General features: G+C 65.2%; 18 protein-coding genes and 2 pseudogenes. 17 read left to right on the forward strand and 3 right to left on the reverse strand.

Annotated elements, in window-relative coordinates:
* The first annotated feature begins 91 nt into the window (after nucleotides 1-91).
* From HAP54_RS33280 to HAP54_RS33325, 10 genes are all read left to right on the forward strand, one after another.
* Nucleotides 92-1,108 carry a sugar-binding transcriptional regulator gene (locus HAP54_RS33280; protein WP_166294540.1) on the forward strand — a complete coding sequence of 339 codons (1,017 nt, stop codon included), beginning with the start codon at nucleotides 92-94 and terminating at the stop codon, nucleotides 1,106-1,108.
* 26 nt (nucleotides 1,109-1,134) lie between these two features.
* A complete protein-coding gene (locus HAP54_RS33285; protein WP_166294542.1) occupies nucleotides 1,135-2,574 on the forward strand; it encodes an extracellular solute-binding protein in 1,440 nt (479 codons plus the stop codon).
* A 120-nt stretch (nucleotides 2,575-2,694) separates the two neighbouring features.
* The gene (locus HAP54_RS33290; protein WP_175619257.1) at nucleotides 2,695-3,624 is read left to right on the forward strand and encodes a carbohydrate ABC transporter permease; all 930 of its coding nucleotides are present in this window, start codon (nucleotides 2,695-2,697) and stop codon (nucleotides 3,622-3,624) included.
* A gap of 14 nt (nucleotides 3,625-3,638) precedes the next feature.
* Nucleotides 3,639-4,496, forward strand: a complete 858-nt coding sequence (locus HAP54_RS33295; protein WP_166294546.1) for a carbohydrate ABC transporter permease — start codon at nucleotides 3,639-3,641, stop codon at nucleotides 4,494-4,496.
* Between the two features lie 4 nt (nucleotides 4,497-4,500).
* Complete coding sequence (locus tag HAP54_RS33300) at nucleotides 4,501-5,604, forward strand: ABC transporter ATP-binding protein (protein ID WP_166294548.1); 1,104 nt, start codon at nucleotides 4,501-4,503, stop codon at nucleotides 5,602-5,604.
* A 12-nt stretch (nucleotides 5,605-5,616) separates the two neighbouring features.
* Nucleotides 5,617-6,732 (forward strand): ABC transporter ATP-binding protein, encoded by a 1,116-nt coding sequence (locus HAP54_RS33305; RefSeq protein ID WP_414646156.1) that lies wholly within the window; start codon nucleotides 5,617-5,619, stop codon nucleotides 6,730-6,732.
* 2 nt (nucleotides 6,733-6,734) lie between these two features.
* Nucleotides 6,735-8,315, forward strand: a complete 1,581-nt coding sequence (locus tag HAP54_RS33310) for an FGGY-family carbohydrate kinase (protein WP_166294552.1) — start codon at nucleotides 6,735-6,737, stop codon at nucleotides 8,313-8,315.
* Nucleotides 8,308-9,348, forward strand: coding sequence for a 2-hydroxyacid dehydrogenase (locus tag HAP54_RS33315; protein ID WP_166294554.1), 1,041 nt, complete (start codon nucleotides 8,308-8,310; stop codon nucleotides 9,346-9,348). Before HAP54_RS33310 ends, HAP54_RS33315 begins: the two co-directional genes overlap by 8 nt.
* Before the next feature lie 18 nt (nucleotides 9,349-9,366).
* A complete protein-coding gene (locus HAP54_RS33320; protein WP_166294556.1) occupies nucleotides 9,367-10,095 on the forward strand; it encodes a class II aldolase/adducin family protein in 729 nt (242 codons plus the stop codon).
* Nucleotides 10,092-11,600, forward strand: coding sequence for a glycerol-3-phosphate dehydrogenase (locus tag HAP54_RS33325; protein WP_166294558.1), 1,509 nt, complete (start codon nucleotides 10,092-10,094; stop codon nucleotides 11,598-11,600). The genes HAP54_RS33320 and HAP54_RS33325 overlap by 4 nt, the downstream gene beginning before the upstream one ends.
* Nucleotides 11,601-11,652: 52 nt before the next feature.
* Here HAP54_RS33325 and HAP54_RS33330 read toward each other — a convergent pair whose 3' ends face one another.
* Entirely contained in the window at nucleotides 11,653-12,483 is an 831-nt protein-coding gene (locus HAP54_RS33330; RefSeq protein WP_166306636.1) for an ABC transporter ATP-binding protein, read from the reverse strand.
* On the opposite strand from HAP54_RS33330, the gene HAP54_RS33335 reads away from it, so the two are divergent.
* The 4 genes and pseudogenes from HAP54_RS33335 (at nucleotide 12,456) to HAP54_RS33350 (ending at nucleotide 16,940) form a co-directional block, all read left to right on the forward strand.
* The gene (locus HAP54_RS33335) at nucleotides 12,456-13,568 is read left to right on the forward strand and encodes a thiolase family protein (RefSeq protein WP_224741667.1); all 1,113 of its coding nucleotides are present in this window, start codon (nucleotides 12,456-12,458) and stop codon (nucleotides 13,566-13,568) included. The genes HAP54_RS33330 and HAP54_RS33335 overlap by 28 nt on opposite strands.
* Nucleotides 13,565-14,806: an SDR family NAD(P)-dependent oxidoreductase gene (locus HAP54_RS33340; protein ID WP_166294560.1), complete on the forward strand. Its 1,242-nt coding sequence runs from the start codon at nucleotides 13,565-13,567 to the stop codon at nucleotides 14,804-14,806. The genes HAP54_RS33335 and HAP54_RS33340 overlap by 4 nt, the downstream gene beginning before the upstream one ends.
* Before the next feature lie 34 nt (nucleotides 14,807-14,840).
* Nucleotides 14,841-15,622, forward strand: a pseudogene (locus HAP54_RS33345) (cyclase family protein).
* Nucleotides 15,623-15,656: 34 nt separating this feature from the next.
* Nucleotides 15,657-16,940, forward strand: coding sequence for an ABC transporter substrate-binding protein (locus tag HAP54_RS33350; protein ID WP_312022798.1), 1,284 nt, complete (start codon nucleotides 15,657-15,659; stop codon nucleotides 16,938-16,940).
* On the opposite strand, the gene HAP54_RS33355 is transcribed toward HAP54_RS33350, so the two are convergent.
* Both HAP54_RS33355 and HAP54_RS33360 read right to left on the reverse strand, forming a co-directional pair.
* Nucleotides 16,827-17,798, reverse strand: a complete 972-nt coding sequence (locus tag HAP54_RS33355) for an AMP-binding protein (protein ID WP_283843174.1) — start codon at nucleotides 17,796-17,798, stop codon at nucleotides 16,827-16,829. The two genes, HAP54_RS33350 and HAP54_RS33355, sit on opposite strands and share 114 nt — an antisense overlap.
* The gene (locus HAP54_RS33360; protein ID WP_210297509.1) at nucleotides 17,695-18,450 is read right to left on the reverse strand and encodes a class I adenylate-forming enzyme family protein; all 756 of its coding nucleotides are present in this window, start codon (nucleotides 18,448-18,450) and stop codon (nucleotides 17,695-17,697) included. The genes HAP54_RS33355 and HAP54_RS33360 overlap by 104 nt, the downstream gene beginning before the upstream one ends.
* Nucleotides 18,451-18,618: 168 nt before the next feature.
* Between HAP54_RS33360 and HAP54_RS33365 the strand changes: the two genes are divergently transcribed.
* The 3 genes and pseudogenes from HAP54_RS33365 (at nucleotide 18,619) to HAP54_RS33375 (ending at nucleotide 22,620) form a co-directional block, all read left to right on the forward strand.
* Entirely contained in the window at nucleotides 18,619-20,262 is a 1,644-nt protein-coding gene (locus HAP54_RS33365; RefSeq protein WP_224741666.1) for an ATP-dependent acyl-CoA ligase, read from the forward strand.
* 52 nt (nucleotides 20,263-20,314) lie between these two features.
* Nucleotides 20,315-20,412: pseudogene (locus tag HAP54_RS33370) on the forward strand (Hsp70 family protein); the annotation flags it as partial.
* A 915-nt stretch (nucleotides 20,413-21,327) separates the two neighbouring features.
* Nucleotides 21,328-22,620: a c-type cytochrome gene (locus HAP54_RS33375; RefSeq protein WP_166306642.1), complete on the forward strand. Its 1,293-nt coding sequence runs from the start codon at nucleotides 21,328-21,330 to the stop codon at nucleotides 22,618-22,620.
* Nucleotides 22,621-22,632: the final 12 nt, after the last annotated feature.

Genomic DNA, 22,632 nt, shown 5'->3' on the forward strand with positions numbered 1-22,632 from the left:
CGCTGCAGCACGTTTGGGGGATTGACGCCCCGTCCGGCCTCTGCAATTTTTTGCAGGAGATGAAGAAATTTGCAAGCGGACTTTTTCGGACATGGCTGCATCGCCCGACAGGCTGCCGGTGACCGACGGCGAGGCGTCACTCGCGACGCGTGCAGCGTGGCTGTATTTCGCAGCCGGGCTGACGCAGTCGGAAGTCGCCGACCGCCTCAACATCCAGAGCACCAAGGCGCACCGCCTGATCGCGCGCGCCAGCCGCGAGGGCATGATTCGCGTTTTCGTCGAGGGGCCGGTCGCCGAATGCGTCGCGCTGGAGAACGATCTCGCGCAGCGCTTTGGTCTTTCGTTCTGCCGCGTCGCGCCTGATCTCGGCGAGGGCGATCTGCCGCTGAAGGCGTTGGCGCTCGAAGGCGCGAGCTTCCTGCGCCAGATCCTCGAGCGCGGCCAGGACAAGGTGATCGGCGTTGGCCATGGCCGCACGCTCGCCGCCGTCGTCGAGCAGATGCCGCAGACGCCGGCGCGTGACGCGCAATTCGTGTCGCTGCTCGGCGGATTGACGCGGAAATTTGCCGCCAATCCGTTCGACGTGATTCACAAGCTCGCCGAGCGCACCGGCGCGGAAGCCTATTTGTTGCCGGTGCCGGTATTCGCCAATTCGGTCGCCGACCGCGCCGTGCTGATGCAGCAATTCGGCATCGCCGACGTGTTCGCACTGGCGCGCAAGGCCTCGCTGCTGTTCGTCGGCATCGGCCAGATCAGCCGCGACGGCTTTCTGGTGTCGAGCGGCATGATCAAGCCCGACGAGTTGGTCGAGCTGAAGCGTGTCGGCGCCTGCGCCGATCTGCTCGGACATTTCTTCAGCGCCGACGGAACCGTGCTGGACACCGATCTCTCGGCCCGCGCCACCTCCATGAGCATGCCCGATCTCAGGAAGCACCGGATCGTCGCCATCGGCGGCGGGCCGGCCAAGGTGACCGCGCTGCGCGGGGTGCTGCGCAGCGGCGTTCTGCACGGCCTCATCATCGACGAAGCGACTGCAAAAGCGCTCGCCACCGACAAGCCGGAGACCACATCCGGCAAAGCAAGAAGCAAGACCCGGAAGGACACATAACAAGCGTCAACAAGGAGAGGAAATACATGTTCGATCGCGAGAAGAATCTGTTCGACTCCTACGCTGCCAAACGCATCAGCCGCCGCGATCTCCTCGACGGCGCCGCCAAGCTCGGCATCGCGGGCATCGCTGCAAACGCCACCTTCGCCTCCTCGATGTCGAAGGCAATGGCCGTGGACTTCAACTGGAAGGCCCAGAGCGGCAAGAGCGTCAAGCTGCTGCTGAACAAGCACCCTTACGTCGACGCAATGATCGGCGACATTGAGGCGTTCAAGTCGCTGACCGGCATGAATGTCACCTACGACATCTTCCCGGAGGACGTCTATTTCGACAAGGTGACGGCGGCACTGTCGTCGAAGTCGGACCAGTACGATGCCTTCATGACCGGCGCCTACATGACCTGGACCTACGGTCCGGCGGGCTGGATCGAGGACCTCAACACCTACATCAAGGATCCCGCCAAGACCAACCCGGCCTTCGCCTGGGACGACGTGCTGCCCGGCCTGCGTGCCTCAACCGCATGGGACGGCGTCGCCGGCTCCGAACTCGGCTCGGGCAAGGCCAAGCAGTGGTGCATCCCCTGGGGCTATGAGCTCAACAACATCACCTACAACCGCAACATCTTCGACAAGGTCGGGGTCAAGCCGCCGAAGAACCTCGACGAGATGCTGGAGGTCGCGGCCAAGATCACCAAGGACGCCGGCGGGCCCTACGGCATCGGTGTGCGCGGCTCGCGTTCCTGGGCGAGCATCCATCCCGGCTTTCTGTCGGCCTATTCGAACTTCGGCCAGAAGGATTTTGTGATGGAGGGCGGCAAGCTGAAGGCCGCGATGAACACCAAGGCCTCGAAGGATTTCCACGAGAAATGGGTCAAGATGATTCAGACCTCGGGGCCGAAGAACTGGTCGACCTACACCTGGTACCAGGTCGGCACTGACGTCGGCGCCGGCGCCTCCGGCATGATCTTCGATGCCGATATCCTCGGCTACTTCATGAATGGCGGCGACAACAAGGAGAAGGGGCATCTCGGCTACGCGCCGTTTGCCGCCAATCCGGCCGCCAAGGCGCCAACCCCGAACGTTTGGATCTGGTCGCTCGCGATGTCGACCTTCTCCAAGCAGAAGGACGCGGCGTGGCTGTTCATGCAGTGGGCCGCCTCCGTAGAGCACGACCTGTTCGGTGCGCGCAAGATGGATTTCGTCAATCCGGTCCGCGCATCGGTGTGGAAGGACAGCGAGTTCCGCGATCGCATCGCGAAATCCTATCCCGGCTACCTCGAGCAGCACGACGTCTCCGCGCCCGGCGCCAAGATCTACTTCACTGCGCAGCCACTGTTCTTCGACCTGACGACCGAGTGGGCCGCCTCGCTGCAGAAGATGGTGGCGAAGGAGGTCAGCGTCGACGAGGGGCTGGACAAGCTCGCCGACAGCATCAACCGCCAGCTTAAGCAGGCCGGTCTCGGCTGACACATCAACTGCGTGGTGCCTGATCCTCCTCCGCACCACGCCCTTCCGCCGGCTCGGAGACTAGCCCCATTCCGAGCCGGCGGCGTTGCCAGCCGAACGCGATCTCGTATCATCATGAGCATGGTCCAACTTCTTCAAACGAACGCGCCGACGGCGCCGGCCAAGCCACGGCCGCGCGGCCGCCTGCTGCCATACCTGCTGAGCCTGCCGGCGCTGCTGATCTGCGTGGCGATCCTGGTTCCGTTCGTGACCGCGGCGATCTATTCGCTGCAGCGCTACCGGCTGAACCTGCCTTATCTGCGCGGTTTCATCGGCCTGGACAACTATATCGACTTTCTCTCCGACCCCGCGTTCTGGAATACGTCTCGCGTCTCGATCACCTACACCGCGTTGACGGTCGTGCTCGAGCTGCTGCTGGGCCTTGGCATTGCGCTGCTGCTGCGCCGGCCGACCCGCTTCCACAATGCGGTTTCGATCATGCTGTTGCTGCCGCTGATGACGGCGCCAGCGATCGCCGCGCTGATGTGGAAGCTGATGACCAATCCGAGCTTCGGCATCCTGTCCTATCTGGTCAGCCTGTTCGGCGTCACCGACTTCAAATGGGCCTCGGATCCGTCCACCGCGTTGTTCACCGTGGTGCTGGTCGACGTCTGGGTCTACACGCCCTTCATCATGATCCTGCTGCTGGCGGGGCTGCGCTCGCTGCCGCGGCAGCCGTTCGAGGCCGCCGCGCTCGACGGCGTGCCGGCGAGTTTTGTCTTCTTCCGCATCACGCTGCCGATGCTTGCGCCCTACATCATCACGGCGTCGCTGTTCCGCCTGCTCGACTCGATCCAGCAGTTCGACATCATCTATGCGATGACGCAGGGCGGCCCCGGCGACCGGCTGATGGTGTTCCAGGTGCAGGCCTATCTGGAATTTTTCCAGTACACCAATGTCGGCAGGTCAGCGGCGTTGTTGATGATCCTGTGGCTCATCACCAATATCCTTTCGAACATCTTCATCAAGAACTGGCTGCGGTTGCGCGCGCGTGCGCACGGCCACGCGTGACGGGGAGGGGCACGATGGAACATTCCAGCCTTGCCGGTCGCGTCTTCCGCGGCGTGGCGCTCACGCTGATCCTGATCTTCTTCATGTTTCCGATCGTCTGGATCTTCCTGATGTCGTTCCAGAGCAACGATCAGATCTTGCGGATTCCGCCGCGGATCCTGTTCGAGCCGACGCTTGCGAACTACGAGGCGCTGATCTCCGGCCAGCTGCGCACCGTGGCCGGCAATCTGCAAATCTCGTTCATGCGCAATCTTTTCAACAGCGTCGTGCTGTCGAGCGCGGCGGTGCTGCTGGCGCTGCTGCTCGGCGTGCCGGCAGCCTATGCCTTTGCGCGCTTCAAGTTCCGCCTCGGCGAGACCATCGCCTTCACGCTGCTGTCGTTCCGCTTCGCGCCGCCGCTGCTCGTGCTGCTGCCGCTGTCGCTGTACTACCAGGAGCTCGGCCTCAACGACACCTATATCGGTATCGTCTGGGTCTATCAGTTGATCGCGCTGCCTTTGATCCTGTGGATCGTGCGCGGCTATTTCGAGGATATCAGTCCTGATATCGAGCATGCCTACCGGCTGGCCGGGCATTCCTGGAGCGAGGCCTTCATCAAGATCGCGGTGCCGCTGGCGGGACCCGGAATTGCCGCGGCGGGGCTATTGTCGTTCATCTTCTGCTGGAACAATTTCGTCTTCGCCCTGATCCTGGCTTCCGCCGACAAGCAGCCGGTGACGGTCGGCGCGCTCGCCTTCGTCACCGCTTCCGGAATCCAGTATGGCCAGATCGCGTCGGCGATCGTGCTATCGGTGACGCCGACCCTGTTGCTGGCGCTCTATGCGCAGCGCTATCTGGTCGAAGGTCTCTCGCTCGGCGCGGTGAAAGGCTGACCTGATGGCGCGTCTCGAGATCAATTCGGTGAGCAAGGCTTTCGGTGCGGCACGGCCCGCCGACGGACTGTCGTTGGCGGTCGAGCCCGGCGAGATCGTTGCGGTGTTCGGACCGTCCGGCAGCGGCAAGACCGTGCTGTTGCGCATGATCGCGGGCATGTTCGAGCCTGACGACGGCGACATTCTGGTCGGCGGCCGCTCGATTGTCGGTGCTCCGCCCGAGCGGCGCGGTATCGGCATGGCGTTCCAGAACTTTGCCCTGTTCCCGCACATGACCGCCCGCGACAATATCGCAAGCGGGCTGCGCGCCAGGGCCGGCGGCAGCGATGTCGCGGGCCGCGTTGCCGCGATCAGCAAGCTGCTCAAGATCGAGCACGTGCTCGGCCACACGCCGCGCGAATTGTCGAACGGACAAAAGCAAAGAACGGCGTTGGCGCGAGCGTTGGTCGGCAATCCGGATGTGCTGCTGCTGGATGATCCCCTGCGCAACGTCGACGCCAAGCTGCGCTACGAGATGCGGCTCGAGCTGCCGAACCTGCTGCGGCGCGGGACGGCGGCGGTGCTGTACGTGACCCAGGACTATCGTGAGGCGATGGCGATCGCCGACCGCATCGCGGTGCTGGTCGACGGCCGGCTCGCGCAGGTCGCGGCGCCTGCCGATATCTATGCCCAGCCCGCGTCGGTTGCGGTGGCCCGCCTGTTCGGCGACCCGACCATCAACCTCGCCGAGGTTTCACCGATCGCGGAGCACGGCATGCTATCGGCTGCGGTCGCTGGCGCCAGGATGCGGCTCGGTGCTGCCGATGGCGTGGCACCCGCGGGTCCATGCTGGCTTGGTGTCCGGCCGGAGGATCTCGCGGTCTCGACGGTGTCCACGGACGACGCCATTCCGGCGCGCATTCTCGCGATCACGCCGATGCACGAGAAGGCGGTGCTGCTGCTCCGTCTCGCTGACGGAACCGAATGGCTGGCGGCGCTGCCGCCGGATGCGTCGAAAGGTGCGGCCGACGATACCGTCTTCGTCCGCTTCGCGGGTGATGCCGCGATGCTGTTCGATCGTGCGACCGGGCTCCGGATCGGGCCTTCGCACCGGCTCAAGGCGGCTTAGGAGCCGATGGTCATGGACATGCTCGAGCTTCGAGGCATCGACAAGGTCTACCGCAGCCGCGGCAAGCCGCCGGTGTGCGCGGTGCAGGCGCTCGACATGGTGGTCAGGAAGGGCGAGATCGTCGCGCTGCTGGGATCGTCAGGTTGCGGCAAGACCTCGACCTTGCGCATGATCGCGGGGTTCGAGGACGTCTCGGCCGGATCGATCGCGCTCGGCGGGCGGCGGATCCACGAGCTGCCGCCGGCGCGACGCAAGGTGGCGATGGCCTTCGAGGGCTATTCGCTTTATCCGCCGCTCACGGTCCGCGAGAACATCGCGTTCGCGCTGAAATCCGCTCAACTGCCGCGCGGCGAGATGGCGCGTCGCGTCGACGAGATTGCCCGCCTGGTCGAAATCGAGGACATCCTCGACAGCTATCCGCGCGCGATCTCCGGCGGCCAGCAGCAGCGCGTGTCGCTGGCGCGTGCGTTGGTGCGCGACGCCGATCTCTATCTGCTCGATGAGCCGATGGGGCAGCTCGAACCGCAGCTGCGCGCGGTGCTGCGCGGCCGGATCAAGAGCCTGCTTGCCGAGCGTGGCATGACCGCGATCTTCGTCACCCACGACCAGACCGAAGCGAGTGCGCTGGCCGACCGTATCGCGGTGATGGAGGGCGGCGTGCTGCAGCAGTTCGCCAGCGAGAGGGAGCTGAAGGGCCGGCCCGCCAATTTGTTCGTTGCGAGCTTCATCGGCGAGCCGCCGATGAATCTGCTCGACGCCGAGGTAACGCGCTCGGATGGCGGCTTTCGCCTGTCGGTCGGAACAGACATGGGTTTCGAAATCAGCGGTGCCGGGCTCGACAGTGAGGCGGCGAAGGCGCTCACCAGCATGCGAGAGGTCCGGATCGGCATTCGTCCGCAGAAGATCGTGGTCGGGACCGGCGACGTCAGGGTCAAGGTCGTCTCCAACCAGTGGCTCGGCGATCAGTCGCATGTCGCAGGCGATTGCGGTGGTCGCATGCTGATCGCGGTCACCCCCGGCCGCGTCGCCGCGCGGCCGGGCGACATTGTCTCCTTCGCGCTGGAGTCGCGTCACCTGCACATCTTTGGAAGCGACGGAACCTGCATTCGCCATGCGGAGGGGTCCTGACGATGACAGCTTCGGCAAGCCGCGATGTCATCATTGGCATTGATGCCGGCACCTCGCTGATCAAGGCGGTGGCGTTCACACTGGCCGGCGAGCAGCTTGCTGATGTTTCGCGGCCGAATGTGTACAGCAGTCCGGCCGGCGGCCATGTCGTGCAGGACATGGCGCGGACCTGGAGCGATACGGTTGCGGTCATTCGCGCTCTCGCGAACGCCTTGCCGGACTTGTCGGCGCGGATTGCGGCAATCGCGGTGACCGGGCAGGGCGACGGCACCTGGCTGATCGATGACGATGGCCGGCCGGTTGCGCCGGCGCTGCTGTGGCTGGACTCTCGCGCCGGGCGGCTGGTCGAGGAGATCCGCGGCAGCGAGCGCAACGCGCCGCTTTACCGGCGTACGGGCTCCGGGCTCATTGCCTGCCAGCAGGGGCCGCAACTGGCGTGGCTTCAAGCGCACGTGCCCGACACGATTGCGAGGGCAACCACTGCCTTCCATTGCAAGGACTGGCTCTATTTCCTGCTCACCGGCGAGCGCGCAACCGATCCATCGGAAGCCACCTTCTCCTGCGGCGATTACCGCAAGCGCGGCTTTGATGCGGAGACGGCGCGGTTGATCGGTATCGCCGACCTGACCCGCCTGTTCCCGCAAGTCGTTGACGGTGCGGTCGCAACGCATCCGCTCACCGCGGCGGCCGCGATCGAGACCGGCCTGCCGGAAGGCGTGCCGGTCTGCCTTGGCTATGTCGACGTGATCTGCAACGCGCTCGGTGCCGGGCTCTACGATCCGTCACCGGATGTCGGCTGCACCATCATCGGTTCGACCGGCATGCATATGCGGCTGGTCCGGAGCGCAGACGCGGTGACGCTGAACCGGGAGGCAACCGGCTACACCATGCCGTTCCCGGTGCCCGGTCACTATGCCCAGATGCAGTCGAACATGGCGGCGACGCTGAACATCGACTGGATGCTCGATCTCGCATGCGACTTGCTGGCGGCGGAAGGCGTGACGCGCACGCGCGCCGACCTGATCGGACGGCTCGACGATCAGGTGCTGCAGGCCAGGCCCGGCGAGGTGCTGTTCCATCCGTTCATCTCCGATGCCGGCGAGCGTGGTCCGTTCGTCTCGCATGAGGCCAGCGCGCAATTCTTCGGCCTGCGCTCGCGCCACCGCTATGGAGATTTGATGCGTGGCGTGATGGAAGGTTTGGCCTTCGCCGCACGGGATTGCTATGCCGCGATGGGTTCGTTGCCGCGCGATGTCAGGATCACCGGTGGCGCGGCGAAGAGCCGCGCGCTTGGCGTGATCCTCGGCGCCGCACTGGATTGCGACATCCGCATCTGCAGCCGCGGCGAGGCCGGCGCCGCGGGTGCGGCGATGATCGCCGCTGTCGCGATCGATGCCTATCCCGACATGCGCGCCTGCGCCGAGCATTGGGTTGCGCCGCATCTCAGTCCCCCGCAATCGCCTGACGCTGCGCTGGCGAAGCGCTACGCCAGCATCTTCCCGACCTATCTCGATGCGAGGCTGGCGTCGCGACCGGTCTGGAAGCAACTCGCCGCGCTGCGCGCCGGAGGCGATCATGTCTAAGCCCATCGCCATTGTCGGCGACCGCTTCATGCTGCCCGCGGTGTTTGCCGAGCACATCCGGACGGCCTGCGGCAATGGCGTCGATATCCGCACCCTGGAGCAGCCCTGGCCGGATGAGCCGATGGAGCACGGTTATGCCGGTTCGAAGCTCGATGGCCTGAAGGAGTTCATGGGACGGCCGGACGAGATCATGGACTTTGTCGGCGATGCCGAGCTGCTCGTCACCCACCTGGCGCCGATCTCGCGCTCGATGCTGGAACGGCTGCCGAAGCTGAAGTTCATCGCGGTGTCGCGGGGCGGTCCGGTCAACATAGATATGCAGGCGGCGCGCGACCACAACGTGCTGGTGGTCAATACGCCCGGCCGCAATGCGAGCGCAGTGGCGGAGTTCACTATCGGCGCGATTCTTGCCGAGACGCGCCTGATCCGCAGCGGCCACGAGGCGCTGCGCGGCGGGGAATGGCGCGGCGATCTCTATCGCGCCGACCGCACCGGGCGCGAGCTCGGCGAGATGACGGTGGGCATCGTTGGTTATGGCGCGATCGGCAGCCGCGTCGTGAAGCTGCTGAAAGCCTTCGGCTGCAAGATCCTGGTCGCCGACCCCTATGTCCAGCTCAGCGCCCAGGACCGCAACGACGGCGTCGAGCATGTCGGGCTCGGCGAATTGCTCGGCCGCGCCGATATCATCACGTTGCACGCGCGGGTTACGCCGGAGACCACCCGCTTTATCGGGCGCGACGCGCTGGCGCGGATCAAACAGGGCGCGTTCCTGATCAACACCGCGCGCGGTCCGTTGGTCGATTACGAGGCGCTGCACGATGCGCTGGCATCGGGACATCTCGGCGGCGCCATGCTCGACACCTTTGCGGTCGAGCCGGTCCCGGCGGACTGGCCGTTGCTGCAGCTTCCCAACGTCACGCTGACGCCGCATATCGCCGGAGCCTCCGTGCGTACCGTCACCGTGGCCGCCGAGCAGGCGGCCGAAGAGGTTCGCCGCTTCCTGGCCGGCGAACCGCCACTCCATCCGTGCTGAAGAGGAAAGGCAGTCCGTATGACCCGTGAGGAACGACAATTGCGCGAGGCGATCATTGCCAAGTGTCGATGGATGAATGCGTCGGGTCTCAACCAGGGGACATCTGGCAATATCTCCGCCCGCTACAAGGACCGGATGCTGATCACGCCTTCGGCGACCCCCTATGATTCGATGAAGCCGGAGATGATCGCGTCGATGCCGCTCGAAGGCGACTACGGCGCGTGGGAGGGGCCGCTGCAGCCGTCTACCGAATGGCGCTTCCATCTCGACATCACGCGCGCCCGGCCCGATGTCGGCGCCATCGTCCATACCCACTCGACCTACGCGACCGTGCTCGCGATCGCGCGCAAGCCGATCCCGGCCTGCCACTACATGATGGCGGCTTTCGGCGGCACCGACATCCGCTGCGCCGGCTATGCGCGCTACGGCACCAAGGAACTGTCCGACCATGCGATCGCCGCGCTTGAAGGACGCAATGGCTGCCTACTTGCCAACCACGGCATGATTGCGCTCGGCGCCAATCTTGACAAGGCGATGTGGCTCGCGGTCGAACTCGAGACCATCGCACGGCAGTATTACCTTTCGCTCGCGCTTGAGTCGCGCGTCATCCTGACCGACGAGGAGATTGCCGACACCGCGAGGGGATTCTCCACCTACGGCTTGCAGGCGCCAAAGCCGAACAAGGCCCGCGCGACGGCAAAGGCCGCGCCGCGCCGCGCCGAGAAGCGGCGTAGCGGCAGGCGATGACAGGGACTGCGCCGGCCGCCGGCGGGGACTATGGACTGGTCGATCTCGCAATCGTTGGTGGCGGCATCAACGGCGCCGGCATCGCCCGCGACGCCGCCGGCCGCGGGCTGAAGGTCCTGCTCTGCGAGAAGGACGATTTCGCCGAGGGCACCTCGTCGCGCTCGGGCAAGCTGATCCATGGCGGGCTGCGCTATCTCGAATATTACGAGTTCCGCCTGGTGCGCGAGGCATTGATCGAGCGCGAGGTGCTGCTCGCCTCCGCGCCCCACATCATCTGGCCGATGCGCTTCGTGCTGCCGCATTCGCCGGAGCAGCGGCCGGCGTGGCTGGTCCGCACCGGGCTGTTGCTCTACGACCATCTCGGCGGCCGCAAGCAACTTCCGGCGAGCCGCAGCCTGGATCTGTCGCGGGCCCCGGAAGGTGCGCCGCTGCAAGAGGAATTCCGCCAAGGCTTTGAATATTCCGACTGCTGGGTCGACGACGCCCGGCTGGTGATCCTCAATCTGATCGATGCGGCAGAGAACGGCGCCTGCATTCCGCCGCGCACGCGGGCAGTGCGCGCGCGCCGCGACGGCGAAGTCTGGCTGCTCGAGATGCAGAGCGAGGGCGGCGCGACGCAGGTTGTACGATCCCGCGCGCTGGTCAACGCCGCCGGACCATGGGTTCAGGACGTCATCCAGGGCGTGGCGGGACTGAACTCCGCCCAGAGCGTGCGGCTGGTCAAGGGCAGCCACATCGTGGTGCCGAAATTCTGGAATGGGCCGCAGGCCTATCTGCTGCAAAATAGCGACCGCCGGGTGATCTTCGTCAACCCCTATGAGGGCGATCTGGCGCTGATCGGCACCACCGACATTCCCTATCAGGGGCGCGCCGAGGACGTCGCGATCGACCAGGACGAGACCGATTATCTGTTGCAGGTGCTGCGCCGCTATTTCCGGACGCCGCCGCAACCGGGCGAGATTGTGCACGCCTTCTCCGGAGTCCGGCCGCTCTATGACGACTATGCTGACAATCCGTCGGCCGTGACGCGCGACTATGTGTTCGAGATTCACGGCGCCGAGGGCGCGCCGCCGCTGCTCTCGATCTTCGGCGGCAAGATCACGACCTACCGCCGGCTGGCGGAGCAGGCGCTGCAGCGGCTCGCGCCGTGGTTTCCCAAGATGTCGTCGGCCTGGACCGCGGATCGGCCGCTGCCGGGCGGCGACATCGGCGGCAGCTTTGATGATTTCTCAAATGGGCTGGCGCGCGACTATCCCGATCTGCCGCGGAAGCTCGTCCAGCACTATGCGCGCCTTTACGGCACGCGCGCGCGTGAGCTCTTGAGTTCGGCTCGCATCTCCAGCGATCTGGGCCGCCATTTCGGCGGTGACTTCTATGAACGCGAAGCGGTGTATCTTCGCGAGAAGGAGTGGGCGAGAGGGTCCGCCGACTTCCTGGATCGGCGTACCAAGCACGGCCTGCATTTGACGCCCGCGCAGCGGATGGCGTTTGAGAGCTTCATCTAGGACGGGATGCGCAGCCGGCTCGGGCTTCGAAGGTCGGCAGGGATGTTCGCGCTTAAAGTATCTCGGCCAGCGAATGGCCGTGCAGTTCGATGTTCAAGCCCTGCATGCCGAGATCATTGATCTCGCCGCCCATGGCCTTCAGGCTCTCCTCGCGGATCAGTGACATCAGTCCACGGCGCAGGGCCAGGAATTCGGAGGACATCATCATCGACTGCTGACGCGGCCGCTCCAGCGGAATCGGGATTTCGGCCTTGATCGAACCAGGGCGGGCGGTCATGCAGTAGACGCGATCGGAAAGGAAGATCGCCTCATCAATGTCGTGCGTCACGAACAGCACCGAGATCTTCAGCCGCTGCCACATGTTGGTGAGGATCTGCTGCATGATGACGCGCGTCTGCGCGTCGAGCGCGCCGAAGGGTTCATCCAGCAGCAGCACCTTCGGGCCCGTGGCGAGCGCGCGCACGATGCCGACGCGCTGCTTCATGCCGCCGGAGAGCTTTTCCGGATAGTGCTTTTCGAAGGCCTCGAGCCCGGAGAGGCCGAGCAGGGTGCGCGCGGCGCGCTCGCGCTGTGAGCGCGGCATGCCGCGCATCTTCAGGCCGAACTCGACGTTTTCCCGCACCGTCTTCCAGGGGAACAGCGAGTATTGCTGGAACACCATGCCGCGCTCGGCGCTGGGGCCGCTCACGCGCTCGCCGTCGACCGTGATAGTGCCCGTGGTGGGCTTGAGAAAGCCCGCCACCGCATTGAGGAACGTGGACTTGCCGCAGCCCGAAGGTCCGACGATCGAGACGAACTCGCCCGGCTTCACATGGATGTAGGTGTCGGTGACGGCCTCCCGTAACGATCCCTTACGTGCGCTACTCGATCGAGAGCGCGCAATGGTGGATCGGGCGGGCGCTGAAATCGCTCGTCGATGGTGCCGGGATCACGCCGCGCGATATCGACGGGTTCTGCGTTTCGAGCTTCACGGCCGGGCTCGACAGTGGAATCGGTCTCACCCAGCATTTCGGCCTGTGCGTGCGCTGGCTCGACACCATACCGCTGGGCGGCGCGAGCGCGATTGCCGCCCTGCGACGCGCCGCGCGGGCGGTGCAGGCGGGTGATGCCCGCATCGTGGCCTGCGTGGCCGGCGACACCAACCACGTCGATTCGTTCCGCACCACGCTGGAGAATTTTTCGCGCTTCAACCAGGACGCGGTCTATCCCTATGGCGCCGGCGGCGCCAATGCGAGCTTTGCGCTGATCGCGCGCAACTATATGCGGATGTTCGGCGCGCGGCGTGAGGATTTCGGCAAGATCGCGGTCGCGCAGCGCACAAACGCGCTGCGCAATCCCAACGCCCTGATGAAGACGCCGCTGACCGTCGAGCAATACATGGCGGCGCGGCCGATCGCCGATCCGATCCATTTGTTCGATTGCGTGATGCCATGCGCCGGCGCGGAGGCCTTCCTGGTGATGACCGAGGACGTCGCAGCGTCGCTGAATCTGCGGGGCGCCAAAATCCTCGCCACGATCGAGCGCCACAACGCATTCGGCGATGATCCGGTCCAGGTGCGTGGCGGCTGGGCGATGGACATCGATGAGCTCTACGCGATGGCCGGCGTCAAGCCGGACGATCTCGACTTCGTCGAGACCTACGACGATTACCCTGTGATCTCGATGATGCAGTTCGAGGACCTCGGTTTCTGCCGCAAGGGCGAGGGACCGGATTTCGTGCGCCAGCATGACCTGACGATCGACGGCTCCTTCCCGCACAACACCTCGGGCGGCCAATTGTCGGTCGGGCAGGCGGGGGCCGGCGGCGCCTATCTCGGGGTGGTCGAGGCCCTGCGGCAGGTGCTGGGGCTCGCTGGTCCGACCCAGGTCAAGGATGCGCGCATCGGCTTGGCGTCGGGCTTCGGAATGATCAATTATGATCGCGGCCTCGCCTCGGGCGCGGCGATTCTCGCAGGACCAGGCGCATGATCGAGCCGCTCGCAAAGCCGCGCCGGAAAAATCCGTTAGCTCGGACGCGGCTGCCGACATCGCCGCCGCGGTCGCGCAGCCGCACCTCGCACGGGTTGACGCGCGCCGCCGCGGAAGGACGATTCATGCTGCAGCGCTGCAGCGCCTGCGCGACCTTCTGCTATCCGGCGCGCGATGCGTGCCCTGCTTGCCTTTCCGCCGATCTCGCCTTCACAGACGCGCCGCGGCACGGCACGCTCCTCTCCGCGACCACACTGCACATCCCGGCCGACGTGCATTTCCGCGAGCGCGCGCCATGGCGGGTCGGCCTGGTCGCGATGGATTGCGGGCCGCGGCTGGTGACCCATTTGCATGCCGATTGTGCGGAGGGCCAGCCGGTCGTGATGTCGTTCCAATTGGACAAGGGCGGACAGGCCGTGGCTTTCGCGCACCCCGAACGTGAGACCCCCAACATGACGGACGACAGGCAGTGGCGTGAGATGACCGCCGATCCGAAGTTCCGGCGCGTTCTGGTTACCAATGGACGGAGTATTGTCGGCCAGGAAGTGGTGGCCGCACTGAAGGCGGCCGGCGCGTCGATCGTGTTCGTCGGTGTCGCAGAACCGTGGAAGCCGTTCCGTGGCGAAGAGGCGTTACGCGCGCTTGAGGGCGTCGAAATCGTGCCGCTCGACATTGGTGATGAGAAGTCGGTTGCGGACCTCGCGGCCGATATCGGCGGCAAGGTCGACATCCTCGTCAACACTGCCGAGCATGTGCGCGCCGGCGGCCTGCTCGATCGCCAGGGCACCAGCATCGTGCGCGACGAGATCGACCAGACGTATCTCGGCTTCGTGCATCTGGCGCAGGCGTTCGGACCGGCAATGCGGATGCGCGGCGCGGATGGCGTCAACAGCGCCGCCGCCTGGGTCAATATCCTGTCGGTATATGCGCTGGCGAACTGGCCGGTGTTCGGTGCCTACTCGGCCTCACAGGCCGCCGCGCTTTCGCTGTCCCATTGCTTGCGCGCCGAGTTCCGGCCCGGCGGTGTCAAGGTCGTGAACGTCTTCACCGGCCCGCTCGATATCGAGTGGTTCCAGACCGTGCCGTCGCCGAAGGTCGCGCCTCGTGTGGTCGCCAGCGCCATCGTGTCGGCGCTCAAGCGCGGGTTGGAAGATGTGTTCGTGGGCGATATTGCAGAGGAGATCCGCCAACGCCTTGCGGCCAATCCCAAGGCGGTCGAGCGTGAGCTTGGGGCATGAGCGAGCTGATCGAAAAAAGAACGGGAGAGGCGCAATGGATAGCAACAATCTGACGCAGTTTGCCGGCGCGATCGCGTCCGGCGCGGTGCGTGTCGTCGACCTGACTTTCACGCTCAGCCCCGATTTTCCTGTCATCGTGCTGCCTCCCGAGTTCGGACAGGCCGCGCCGGTGCGGATCCAGCGGATTTCGCAGTACGATGCCGCGGGCCCCGCCTGGTACTGGAACAACCTGACCCTCGGCGAGCACACCGGTACGCATTTCGACGCGCCGATCCACTGGTTCACCGGCAAGGACCTGCCGAACAATTCGGTCGACACGCTGCCGGTGCGCGACATGATCGCGCCGGCATGCGTGATAGACTGCTCGGCCGAGGCAGCGCAAAATCCGGACTTCCTGCTGACGATTCCTGCGGTCGAGGCCTGGGAAGGCCGTCATGGACGGATTCCGCAACGGCACTGGGTTCTGCTGCGCACCGACTGGTCGAAGAAGGGTTGGCGCGACTACGCCAATCTGAAGGACGACGGTGCACATACGCCGGGGCCTGATGCCGCCGTGATGCGATGGCTGGTCGAGGAGCGCGGCATCATCGGCCTTGGCACCGAGACGATCGGGACCGACGCCGGACAGGCCGGTCATCTCGATCCACCCTATCCGGGCACCATTTCCTGCACGGCGGCGGGCGCTACGGCCTGCAGTGCCTGCGCAATCTCGATCAGCTTCCAGCGACCGGCGCGGTGATCATCGCCGCGCCGTTGAAGATCCAGAACGGTTCGGGTAGTCCGCTGCGCGTGCTTGCGCTGGTGCCTGCCACGTAGCGCTGGAGCCTTTTCGTCCACATCGAGTGAGATCATGAACAAGACAACTTTGTTGGTCGGCGCCGCGCTGCTGCTCGGCGCCGCGATGCCGGCCCGTGCTGAAATCCTGGTTGGATTCGTGACCGGGCTGAGCGGCCCGGTGTCCTCGATCGGCGTGCCGAACGCCAAGGGGCTGGCTGCGGGCCAGGCGTATATCGGCGAGGTCGATGGCGAAAAAGTCCGCGTCATCCAGCTCGATGACGGCTCGGACCCGGCGGCGTCGACGCGCAACGCGCGCAAGCTGGTGGAGCAGGAGCACGTCGACTTCCTGATCGGAACGTCGGGCGCGCCGCAGACGCTGGCCATGGCCACGGTTGCGGTCGAGATGAAGGTGCCGATGGTCGCGATCTCGCCGATCGCGCCGGTGCCGGCAGGCGAGGGCGGACCATGGGTGGTGCAGACGCCGCAGCCGACGCCGCTGCTGGTCCAGGGCATCGTCGATCACATGAAGGGCCGCGGCGTGAAGACCGTGGCGTTCATCGGCTTCTCCGACGCGTTCGGCGACCTGATGTACAATTCGCTGGTGCAAAGCGCCGAGAAGGCCGGGATCAAGGTGACCGCGAACGAGCGCTATGCGCGCTCCGACAATTCGGTCACGGCGCAGGTGTTGCGTGCGCTGTCCGTCCGCCCCGATGCGATCATGCTGGGCGGCACCGGCACACCAGGCGCGCTGCCCGTGATCGCGCTGTCCGAGCGCGGTTACAAGGGGCCGCTCTACGGCAATCACGGCATGATCAGTGCCGATTTCCTTCGGCTCGCCGGCAAGTCGGCGGAGGGCATCATCTGTCCGACCGGACCGGTGACGGCAGCCGAGCAGCTTCCCGAGAGCAATCCGATCCACAAGGTCGCGCTTGCGTTCCGCGCGGCCTATGAAAAGGCCAATGGCGAGCCGCCGGCGATGCGTTCTCACCTTATGCCTTTGACGGCTGGCTGGTGTTCATCGATGCCGCCAGGCGCGCCAAGGCAACAGGTGCGGCGCCGGGCACGCCGGCCTTCCGCAATGCGCTGCGCGAGGCGCTGTTCACGACCAAGGATGTGGTCGGCGCGCACGGCATCTACAGCTACACGCCAGCGGATCGCCACGGCGTCGACGACCGCGCGCGGATCATGGTCCAGATCGAAGGCGGGAAATACAAGCTGCTGCCGTGACAGCGGCAGCCTGGGTTCAGGCGTGGCGCAGCTTCGCCTTGAGCTGACGCATGTCGATCGCGCGATTGGCGGCAACGGCGGCGGCCGCGAGTGTCTTGATCTCGCCGCGTGCGAGCTTGCGCGTCGATGACAGCGGCAGCTCGTCGACGATCGCCACATAGCCCGGCACCTTGTGATAGGCGAGGCGTTCGGCGCAGGCCTTGACGATCGAGGTCGCGAGCATGTCGGCGTCGTCGACCGTCGCATTGGGCACGATGAAGGCGAAGACCTCCTCACCGCGGAAGTCATCGGGAACGGGCGTGACTGCGCAGCCGCCGATGCGAGTATCCATGTAAAGCGCGCTTTCGACCTCGAGCACGCCGATGTTCTCGCCGCTGCGCCGCACGATGGTCTTCTTGCGATCGAAGAAATACATCAGCCCGTCGTGGTCGGCGAACACCAGGTCTCCGGTGTGGAACCAGCCGTCCTGCCAGGCGGCTTCGGTGGCCTCCTCGTCCTTCAGGTAGCCGCTGAAGAATCCTGCGCGCGGCGCGTCGCCCTTGGCGCGGACCAGCAACTCGCCGGGCTTGCCGAGTGCGACGTCGGCGCCCTGGTCGTCGACGAGGCGATACTCCATGCTATCAGACGGCCGGCCGACGCAGCGTGCGCCAAAGCCCGCCGGCTCGCGCGCGGTGGTCGTGGCTGCGGCGCCGCCGGTCTCGGTCATCGCCCAGGCCTCGACGATCGGGATGCGGTAACGCTCCTCGAATGTGGCGCGGTGGCGGACATCGACGCCGGGGGCGAAGGCAAAGCGCACGCGATGTTGCCGTTCGACCTCGGTCGCCGGCAGCTGCAGCAGGATGGCCGGGATGACGCCGAGGCAATGCACGACGGTCGCGCCGCTGTCAGCCACGCACTGCCACCATCGGTTGGCATGAAAGCGGTCGAGCGGCACCACGGCGCCGCCGAGCACCATCATCCCGACCGCGCTGCAGCCCAGCGCGTTCATGTGGAACATCGGCAAAGGCGTCAGATTGATCTCGCGATCCGGCTGCAGCGTGGCGACGCGCGCCCTGCGCGAGATACCAATCGGCAACCTGCAGGAAATAGCGGTTCGAGAGCATGCAGCCCTTCGGCTTGCCGGTGCTGCCGGAGGTGAACAATAGCGCGCACTCGTCGTTGAAGTCGGGCTGTTGGGCTGCGACCTCGCTCTGACATGACGGAATGTGGCCGTCGGTGTCGATCAGGCGGGCGCGCCCGAGCACCGCATCCTTGGTCACCTGGATACGATCCGGCGTTGCCACCAGCAGGTCCGCTTCCGACAGTTCGAGCTGGAACGACAGCTCATCCGGGCGGATGTCCGGGTTGATCGGGACGATCGAGACCCCGAGCGCATTGAGCGCGAGCCAATGCAGGAAGAACACAGGGCGATTTTCCAGCAGCAGGGCAACCCGCGCGCCTCGTCCATAGCCCGCAGCCGCATATTCCACGCGCAGGCGATCGATCTCCGCCTTGAACGCCCCGTACGCGATGTCAAATCCGTCGGGCGCGTAGGGCAATTGCGCGCTGGCAGGCGCAAGCAGGAACGGCGCGTCCGGACGTCTTGCGGCCGATGCCATGAAGGCATCGGAGGGCGATCGATAGGGAAACTCAGGGCTCATCGCGGGGAGTGCTCCTGTTGATGCCTCCAGTCCTGCACCAGATCACGACCGGAACCCGCGCGCAGCCCTTGCTGTGGCGGCAGCTTTCGTGAATACTTTAAGCCTAAACTATCTCGCTGGCCAGTGGCGATATCGGCCCATCGGCGTGGCAAGGCGGTGGAGATGCGTGTGCAGGCAGGTGACAGCAACGTGTCCGGGCTGCGATCAGGCCGGCCAGTCTGGTCGCAGGCGGCCGAGCGTTTCCCGCCGGCGGACCGAATCCTCTCGACTGTTCTGACGCGGCAGGCCGCACGGTACGGAGATGGCACGCTTTTTGTCTTTGGCGAGACGCGATGGAGCTATGCCGAGACCGCCAGCATTGCGGCTGCGTCGGCCGCGCGGTTGATGCGAGCCGGAATTCGCGCCGGTGACCGTGTCGCCCTGATCTGCTCGAACCGGCCGGAATTTCTTGAGGTCTATCTCGGCTGCGCATGGATGGGGGCCGTCTGCGTGCCGATCAACACGGCGCTGCGCGGGATCCAGCTCAGCCATATCTTGCGCAATTCCGGACCGAAGCTGCTCGTCGTCGAGGCACCCTTCAGGCCGGCCGTCGCAACGCTGGAGAGCGATGTCGCGCCGCCCGGTGTGATCTGGACGATCGGAGAGGGCGGCGAGCCCTTCTCCATGCCGGGGCCGATCGCGCCACTACCTCCGCTCGGGGAGGGAGTGCCGCCTGCGCAGGCCCGGCCCGGCGACACGGTCGCGATCCTCTATACGTCAGGCACGACAGGACCATCCAAGGGCGTTTGCTGCCCGCAGGCGCAGATGTTCTGGTGGGGGGTCTATTCGGCACGCGCGCTCGGCATCGTCGAGGGCGATGTCCTTTTCACCACGCTCCCGCTGTTTCACACCAATGCGCTGAACGCATTCTATCAGGCGCTCCTGAACGGCTGCACCTACGTGCTCGAGCCGAAATTCTCCGCCTCCGGCTTCTGGGCCGCGGCGCGACGGCATCGGGCGACGGTTGGCTATCTGCTTGGCGCGATGGCCGTGATGCTGCTGGCGCAGCCGCCCTCCGAAAATGACACCGCGCACCAGCTTCGCGTCGCGCTCGGCGGCGGCGTGCCCGGCCGGTTTCACGGTCCGTTTCTGGCGCGTTTCGATGTGCCGCTGCTCGATGGCTATGGCTCGACTGAAACCAATTTCGTGTTCGCAAGCCCGATCCCGTCCGATCGCCCGGGCACCATGGGTTATCTCGCCGACGGCGTGGAAGCCCGTATCGTCGATCCCGACGATACGGTGCTGCCGGACGGCATCGCCGGCGAATTGCTGCTGCGTGCGCGCGAGCCGTTCGCATTCGCGACGGGCTATTTCGGAATGCCCGAGAAGACGGTCGAGGCCTGGCGGAATCTCTGGTTTCACACCGGTGACCTCGTCATGCGCGACACCGACGGTCACTATCATTTCGCCGACCGGATGAAAGATTCGATCCGCCGGCGCGGCGAGAATGTTTCGTCATGGGAGGTCGAGCAGGTCCTGCTGAGACATCCGGCGATTGCGGCTTGCGCCATCTATCCGCTGCCATCCGAACTTGGCGAGGATGAAGTTGCTGCGGCGGTCCAGCTCCGGCCCGGCCATGCGCTCGAGGCCATCGATGTGGTCACGCATTGCGAGGGACAGATAGCCTACTTCGCCATTCCGCGTTTTGTCCGGATTGTCACCGAGATGCCGCTCACCGAGAACGGCAAGATCAGAAAGGTTGTGCTGCGAGAGGCCGGAATGACAGCCGACACCTGGGACCGCAACGCCGCAGGCTACATACCCCGCCGCTAAGATCTGCGCTGGGCCGCAGGCGCAGCTTTCCCCAGTGACTTGTGCAGATCGCGAGGGCAACCAGAATGCCGTGACGATCCGGGTCTCCAAGGCGAGCGCGAGATGGCTGCCGACAGCAAGTTCCTCGGCCAGTTCGATCTCGTCGGCATCGCGCAGGGCGCCATTGCCGTCGACTTCGGGCGGAACCCGAAAGGCGCTAAGTGGAAAATTTCCAGGGCATGTGAGGCGGTTCACATCGCGATGCTGCGGTCAGCACTAATCAGATCATTGCAAAACTTCTTCGGGGGCAGCTCCAACCGAACGGAGATTTCGCATGAAAGGTCTGATGGTAGCGGCCTTCACCGTTTTAGCGTTTGTTACCGTAGTGCTCGGCATCCCGCGATCACACTCGGTCTCGTCGGTCGGGCGGGCCGATATGGCAAGCAGTTCGACATTGCAGGAACTACAGCGCGGCGCTGCCAAGTTGCCGGCCGAGGACTTTGACGACCGGTCCTTGGTCTTCCCGAGAGAGACGACGCGCTAGACAGCCACCTGTCAGGCGAAGCGACCCGCAGCCGGGATCAACGCTGAGGGCACGCTTCAGATTGAAGCCTGGTCGGGCGACGAACGCTACGGGCCTAAGAAGGAGGCTGGAGGTGAGTCGTGGCTTCGGAGTAGGCCAAGCGATTCCAATTCACCTCGATGAAGGTCGACCTCCAGGATAGCCAGGAGAGACGTCAGCACGACCGCGACAAAAATGAGCGATGGTGACGTTTCACGGGGCACGTCGCCACCGTGTGGCGAAATCGAATTGCGAAGTGACCGCCACAGCGAAATGAGATGCAGATACGTCTTGGGTCGTATTTGCATGCCGTCATCCTTGACGCTTCAGGTTCAGCTTAGGAGCCGGTGCCCGTAGGTTCAAGCCGACAAGACGCCATTGCGGCATTGAGTAGCGGGGCTGATCCAATCCCGCGGCGCAGCATGGAAACCGAACGACGGCTCTCGTTGTTGACCCCGGTCAAGCGCGTGCAAGCTATCCTGCAGGGCAACGGCAACGTGCCGGAGCCGACCCGCGAGCCGCCGATGAACTGGCTCTCAAATCTGTGCGTCGTTGCCGCCCTGTGGGCATTTGATGCAACGGCGGCGCAAGGTCAACTCGCGGGTCATGGCGGACCCGTTCGGGCGATTGCGATCTCGAGTGATGGCAACAGTGCTCTGTCAGGCAGCTTCGACACATCGGCAATTCGATGGTCACTGAAGACCGAATCCGCCGAACAAGTCCTGCGTTTTCACTCCGATGCGGTGAATGCGGTCGTCTTCCTCAGGGATGGACGAATGGCGACCGCCGGAGCCGACGCGCGGATCGCGATCTGGACCTCCGGCCGGGAGCAGCCGAATCAGATTTTCGAGGGCCATCAGGCGCCAATCGTTTCACTCGTCGTCTCGCCGGACGGAACGAAGCTCGCCACGGCGTCATGGGACCATACGGTTGGCGTCTGGTCACTCGCCGACGGCGCGTCGCAGGTGCTGAAAGGGCATACACAGAACGTGAACGGAGTTGCCTTCTCTGCCGATGGACAATCGCTGGTCAGCGTCGGTTACGACTGCGAGTTGAGGATCTGGCCGATGGCGGCAGGAACGCCGGATGTCGTCCTGCTCCCGTCACCTCTCAACGCCGTGGCAGTCGCGCCCGACGGCGAAATCATCGCGGGCGGAGGCGACGGGAAGATCCGATTTCTAACATCGAACGGGCATGAGACCGGCGAGCTTGCGGCCGGGTCGACCCCGATCGTCGCGTTGGCGCTCTCCACGGACGGCACGTTGATCGCGGCAACCGGAATTGGCGGAGGCGTCTCCGTCATCGACCGAAAGGCGCGGAGCATCGTGCAAACGCTGGTCGCTCAGGGAGCGCCGGGTTGGTCGGTGGCATTCCTGCCCGACAATGCAACATTGCTGACGGGGGGCGCGGACGGCAGGATCCGGCGCTGGAACGCGCGGACGGGCGATCCAATCGGCTCGTCGCTGCGGGCTGCGCAAAGCGATCCCCTGGCGCCCTATGCGGGAGATCGCGGCGCCCTGGTGTTTAGGGCGTGTATTGCGTGCCACACGCTGTCCGCGGAGGAGCCGCAGCGCGCCGGCCCCACGCTCGATGGCCTGTATGGTCGCAGGATTGCGTCGTTGCCGGGATATCGCTTCTCCAACGCGCTGACGAAAATGGATATCGTCTGGACTCCCGAAACGGTGGCAAGGCTCTTCGAGCTCGGCCCGAATACCTATACGCCGGGCACAAAAATGCCGGAGCAGCGGATCGGGTCGGTCGAGGACCGCAAGGCGCTCACGGATTTCCTGGGGCGTGCGACGTTGGGGCGACGGTAGCGGCCCGTTACA

The organism is Bradyrhizobium sp. 2S1, assembly GCF_011516625.5.
GTDB classification, from domain to species: domain Bacteria; phylum Pseudomonadota; class Alphaproteobacteria; order Rhizobiales; family Xanthobacteraceae; genus Bradyrhizobium; species Bradyrhizobium septentrionale.

Excerpts from the sequence above, each read along its gene's own strand:
- HAP54_RS33320 (WP_166294556.1), top strand. The coding sequence starts at position 9,367 with ATGACCCGTGAGGAACGACAATTGCGCGAGGCGATCATTGCCAAGTGT.
- HAP54_RS33295 (WP_166294546.1), top strand. The coding sequence starts at position 3,639 with ATGGAACATTCCAGCCTTGCCGGTCGCGTCTTCCGCGGCGTGGCGCTC.
- HAP54_RS33355 (WP_283843174.1), bottom strand. The coding sequence starts at position 17,798 with ATGAACGCGCTGGGCTGCAGCGCGGTCGGGATGATGGTGCTCGGCGGC.
- HAP54_RS33310 (WP_166294552.1), top strand. The coding sequence starts at position 6,735 with ATGACAGCTTCGGCAAGCCGCGATGTCATCATTGGCATTGATGCCGGC.
- HAP54_RS33300 (WP_166294548.1), top strand. The coding sequence starts at position 4,501 with ATGGCGCGTCTCGAGATCAATTCGGTGAGCAAGGCTTTCGGTGCGGCA.
- HAP54_RS33340 (WP_166294560.1), top strand. The coding sequence starts at position 13,565 with ATGATCGAGCCGCTCGCAAAGCCGCGCCGGAAAAATCCGTTAGCTCGG.
- HAP54_RS33280 (WP_166294540.1), top strand. The coding sequence starts at position 92 with ATGGCTGCATCGCCCGACAGGCTGCCGGTGACCGACGGCGAGGCGTCA.
- HAP54_RS33285 (WP_166294542.1), top strand. The coding sequence starts at position 1,135 with ATGTTCGATCGCGAGAAGAATCTGTTCGACTCCTACGCTGCCAAACGC.
- HAP54_RS33375 (WP_166306642.1), top strand. The coding sequence starts at position 21,328 with ATGAACTGGCTCTCAAATCTGTGCGTCGTTGCCGCCCTGTGGGCATTT.
- HAP54_RS33290 (WP_175619257.1), top strand. The coding sequence starts at position 2,695 with ATGGTCCAACTTCTTCAAACGAACGCGCCGACGGCGCCGGCCAAGCCA.
- HAP54_RS33350 (WP_312022798.1), top strand. The coding sequence starts at position 15,657 with ATGAACAAGACAACTTTGTTGGTCGGCGCCGCGCTGCTGCTCGGCGCC.
- HAP54_RS33305 (WP_414646156.1), top strand. The coding sequence starts at position 5,617 with ATGGACATGCTCGAGCTTCGAGGCATCGACAAGGTCTACCGCAGCCGC.
- HAP54_RS33360 (WP_210297509.1), bottom strand. The coding sequence starts at position 18,450 with ATGAGCCCTGAGTTTCCCTATCGATCGCCCTCCGATGCCTTCATGGCA.
- HAP54_RS33315 (WP_166294554.1), top strand. The coding sequence starts at position 8,308 with ATGTCTAAGCCCATCGCCATTGTCGGCGACCGCTTCATGCTGCCCGCG.
- HAP54_RS33325 (WP_166294558.1), top strand. The coding sequence starts at position 10,092 with ATGACAGGGACTGCGCCGGCCGCCGGCGGGGACTATGGACTGGTCGAT.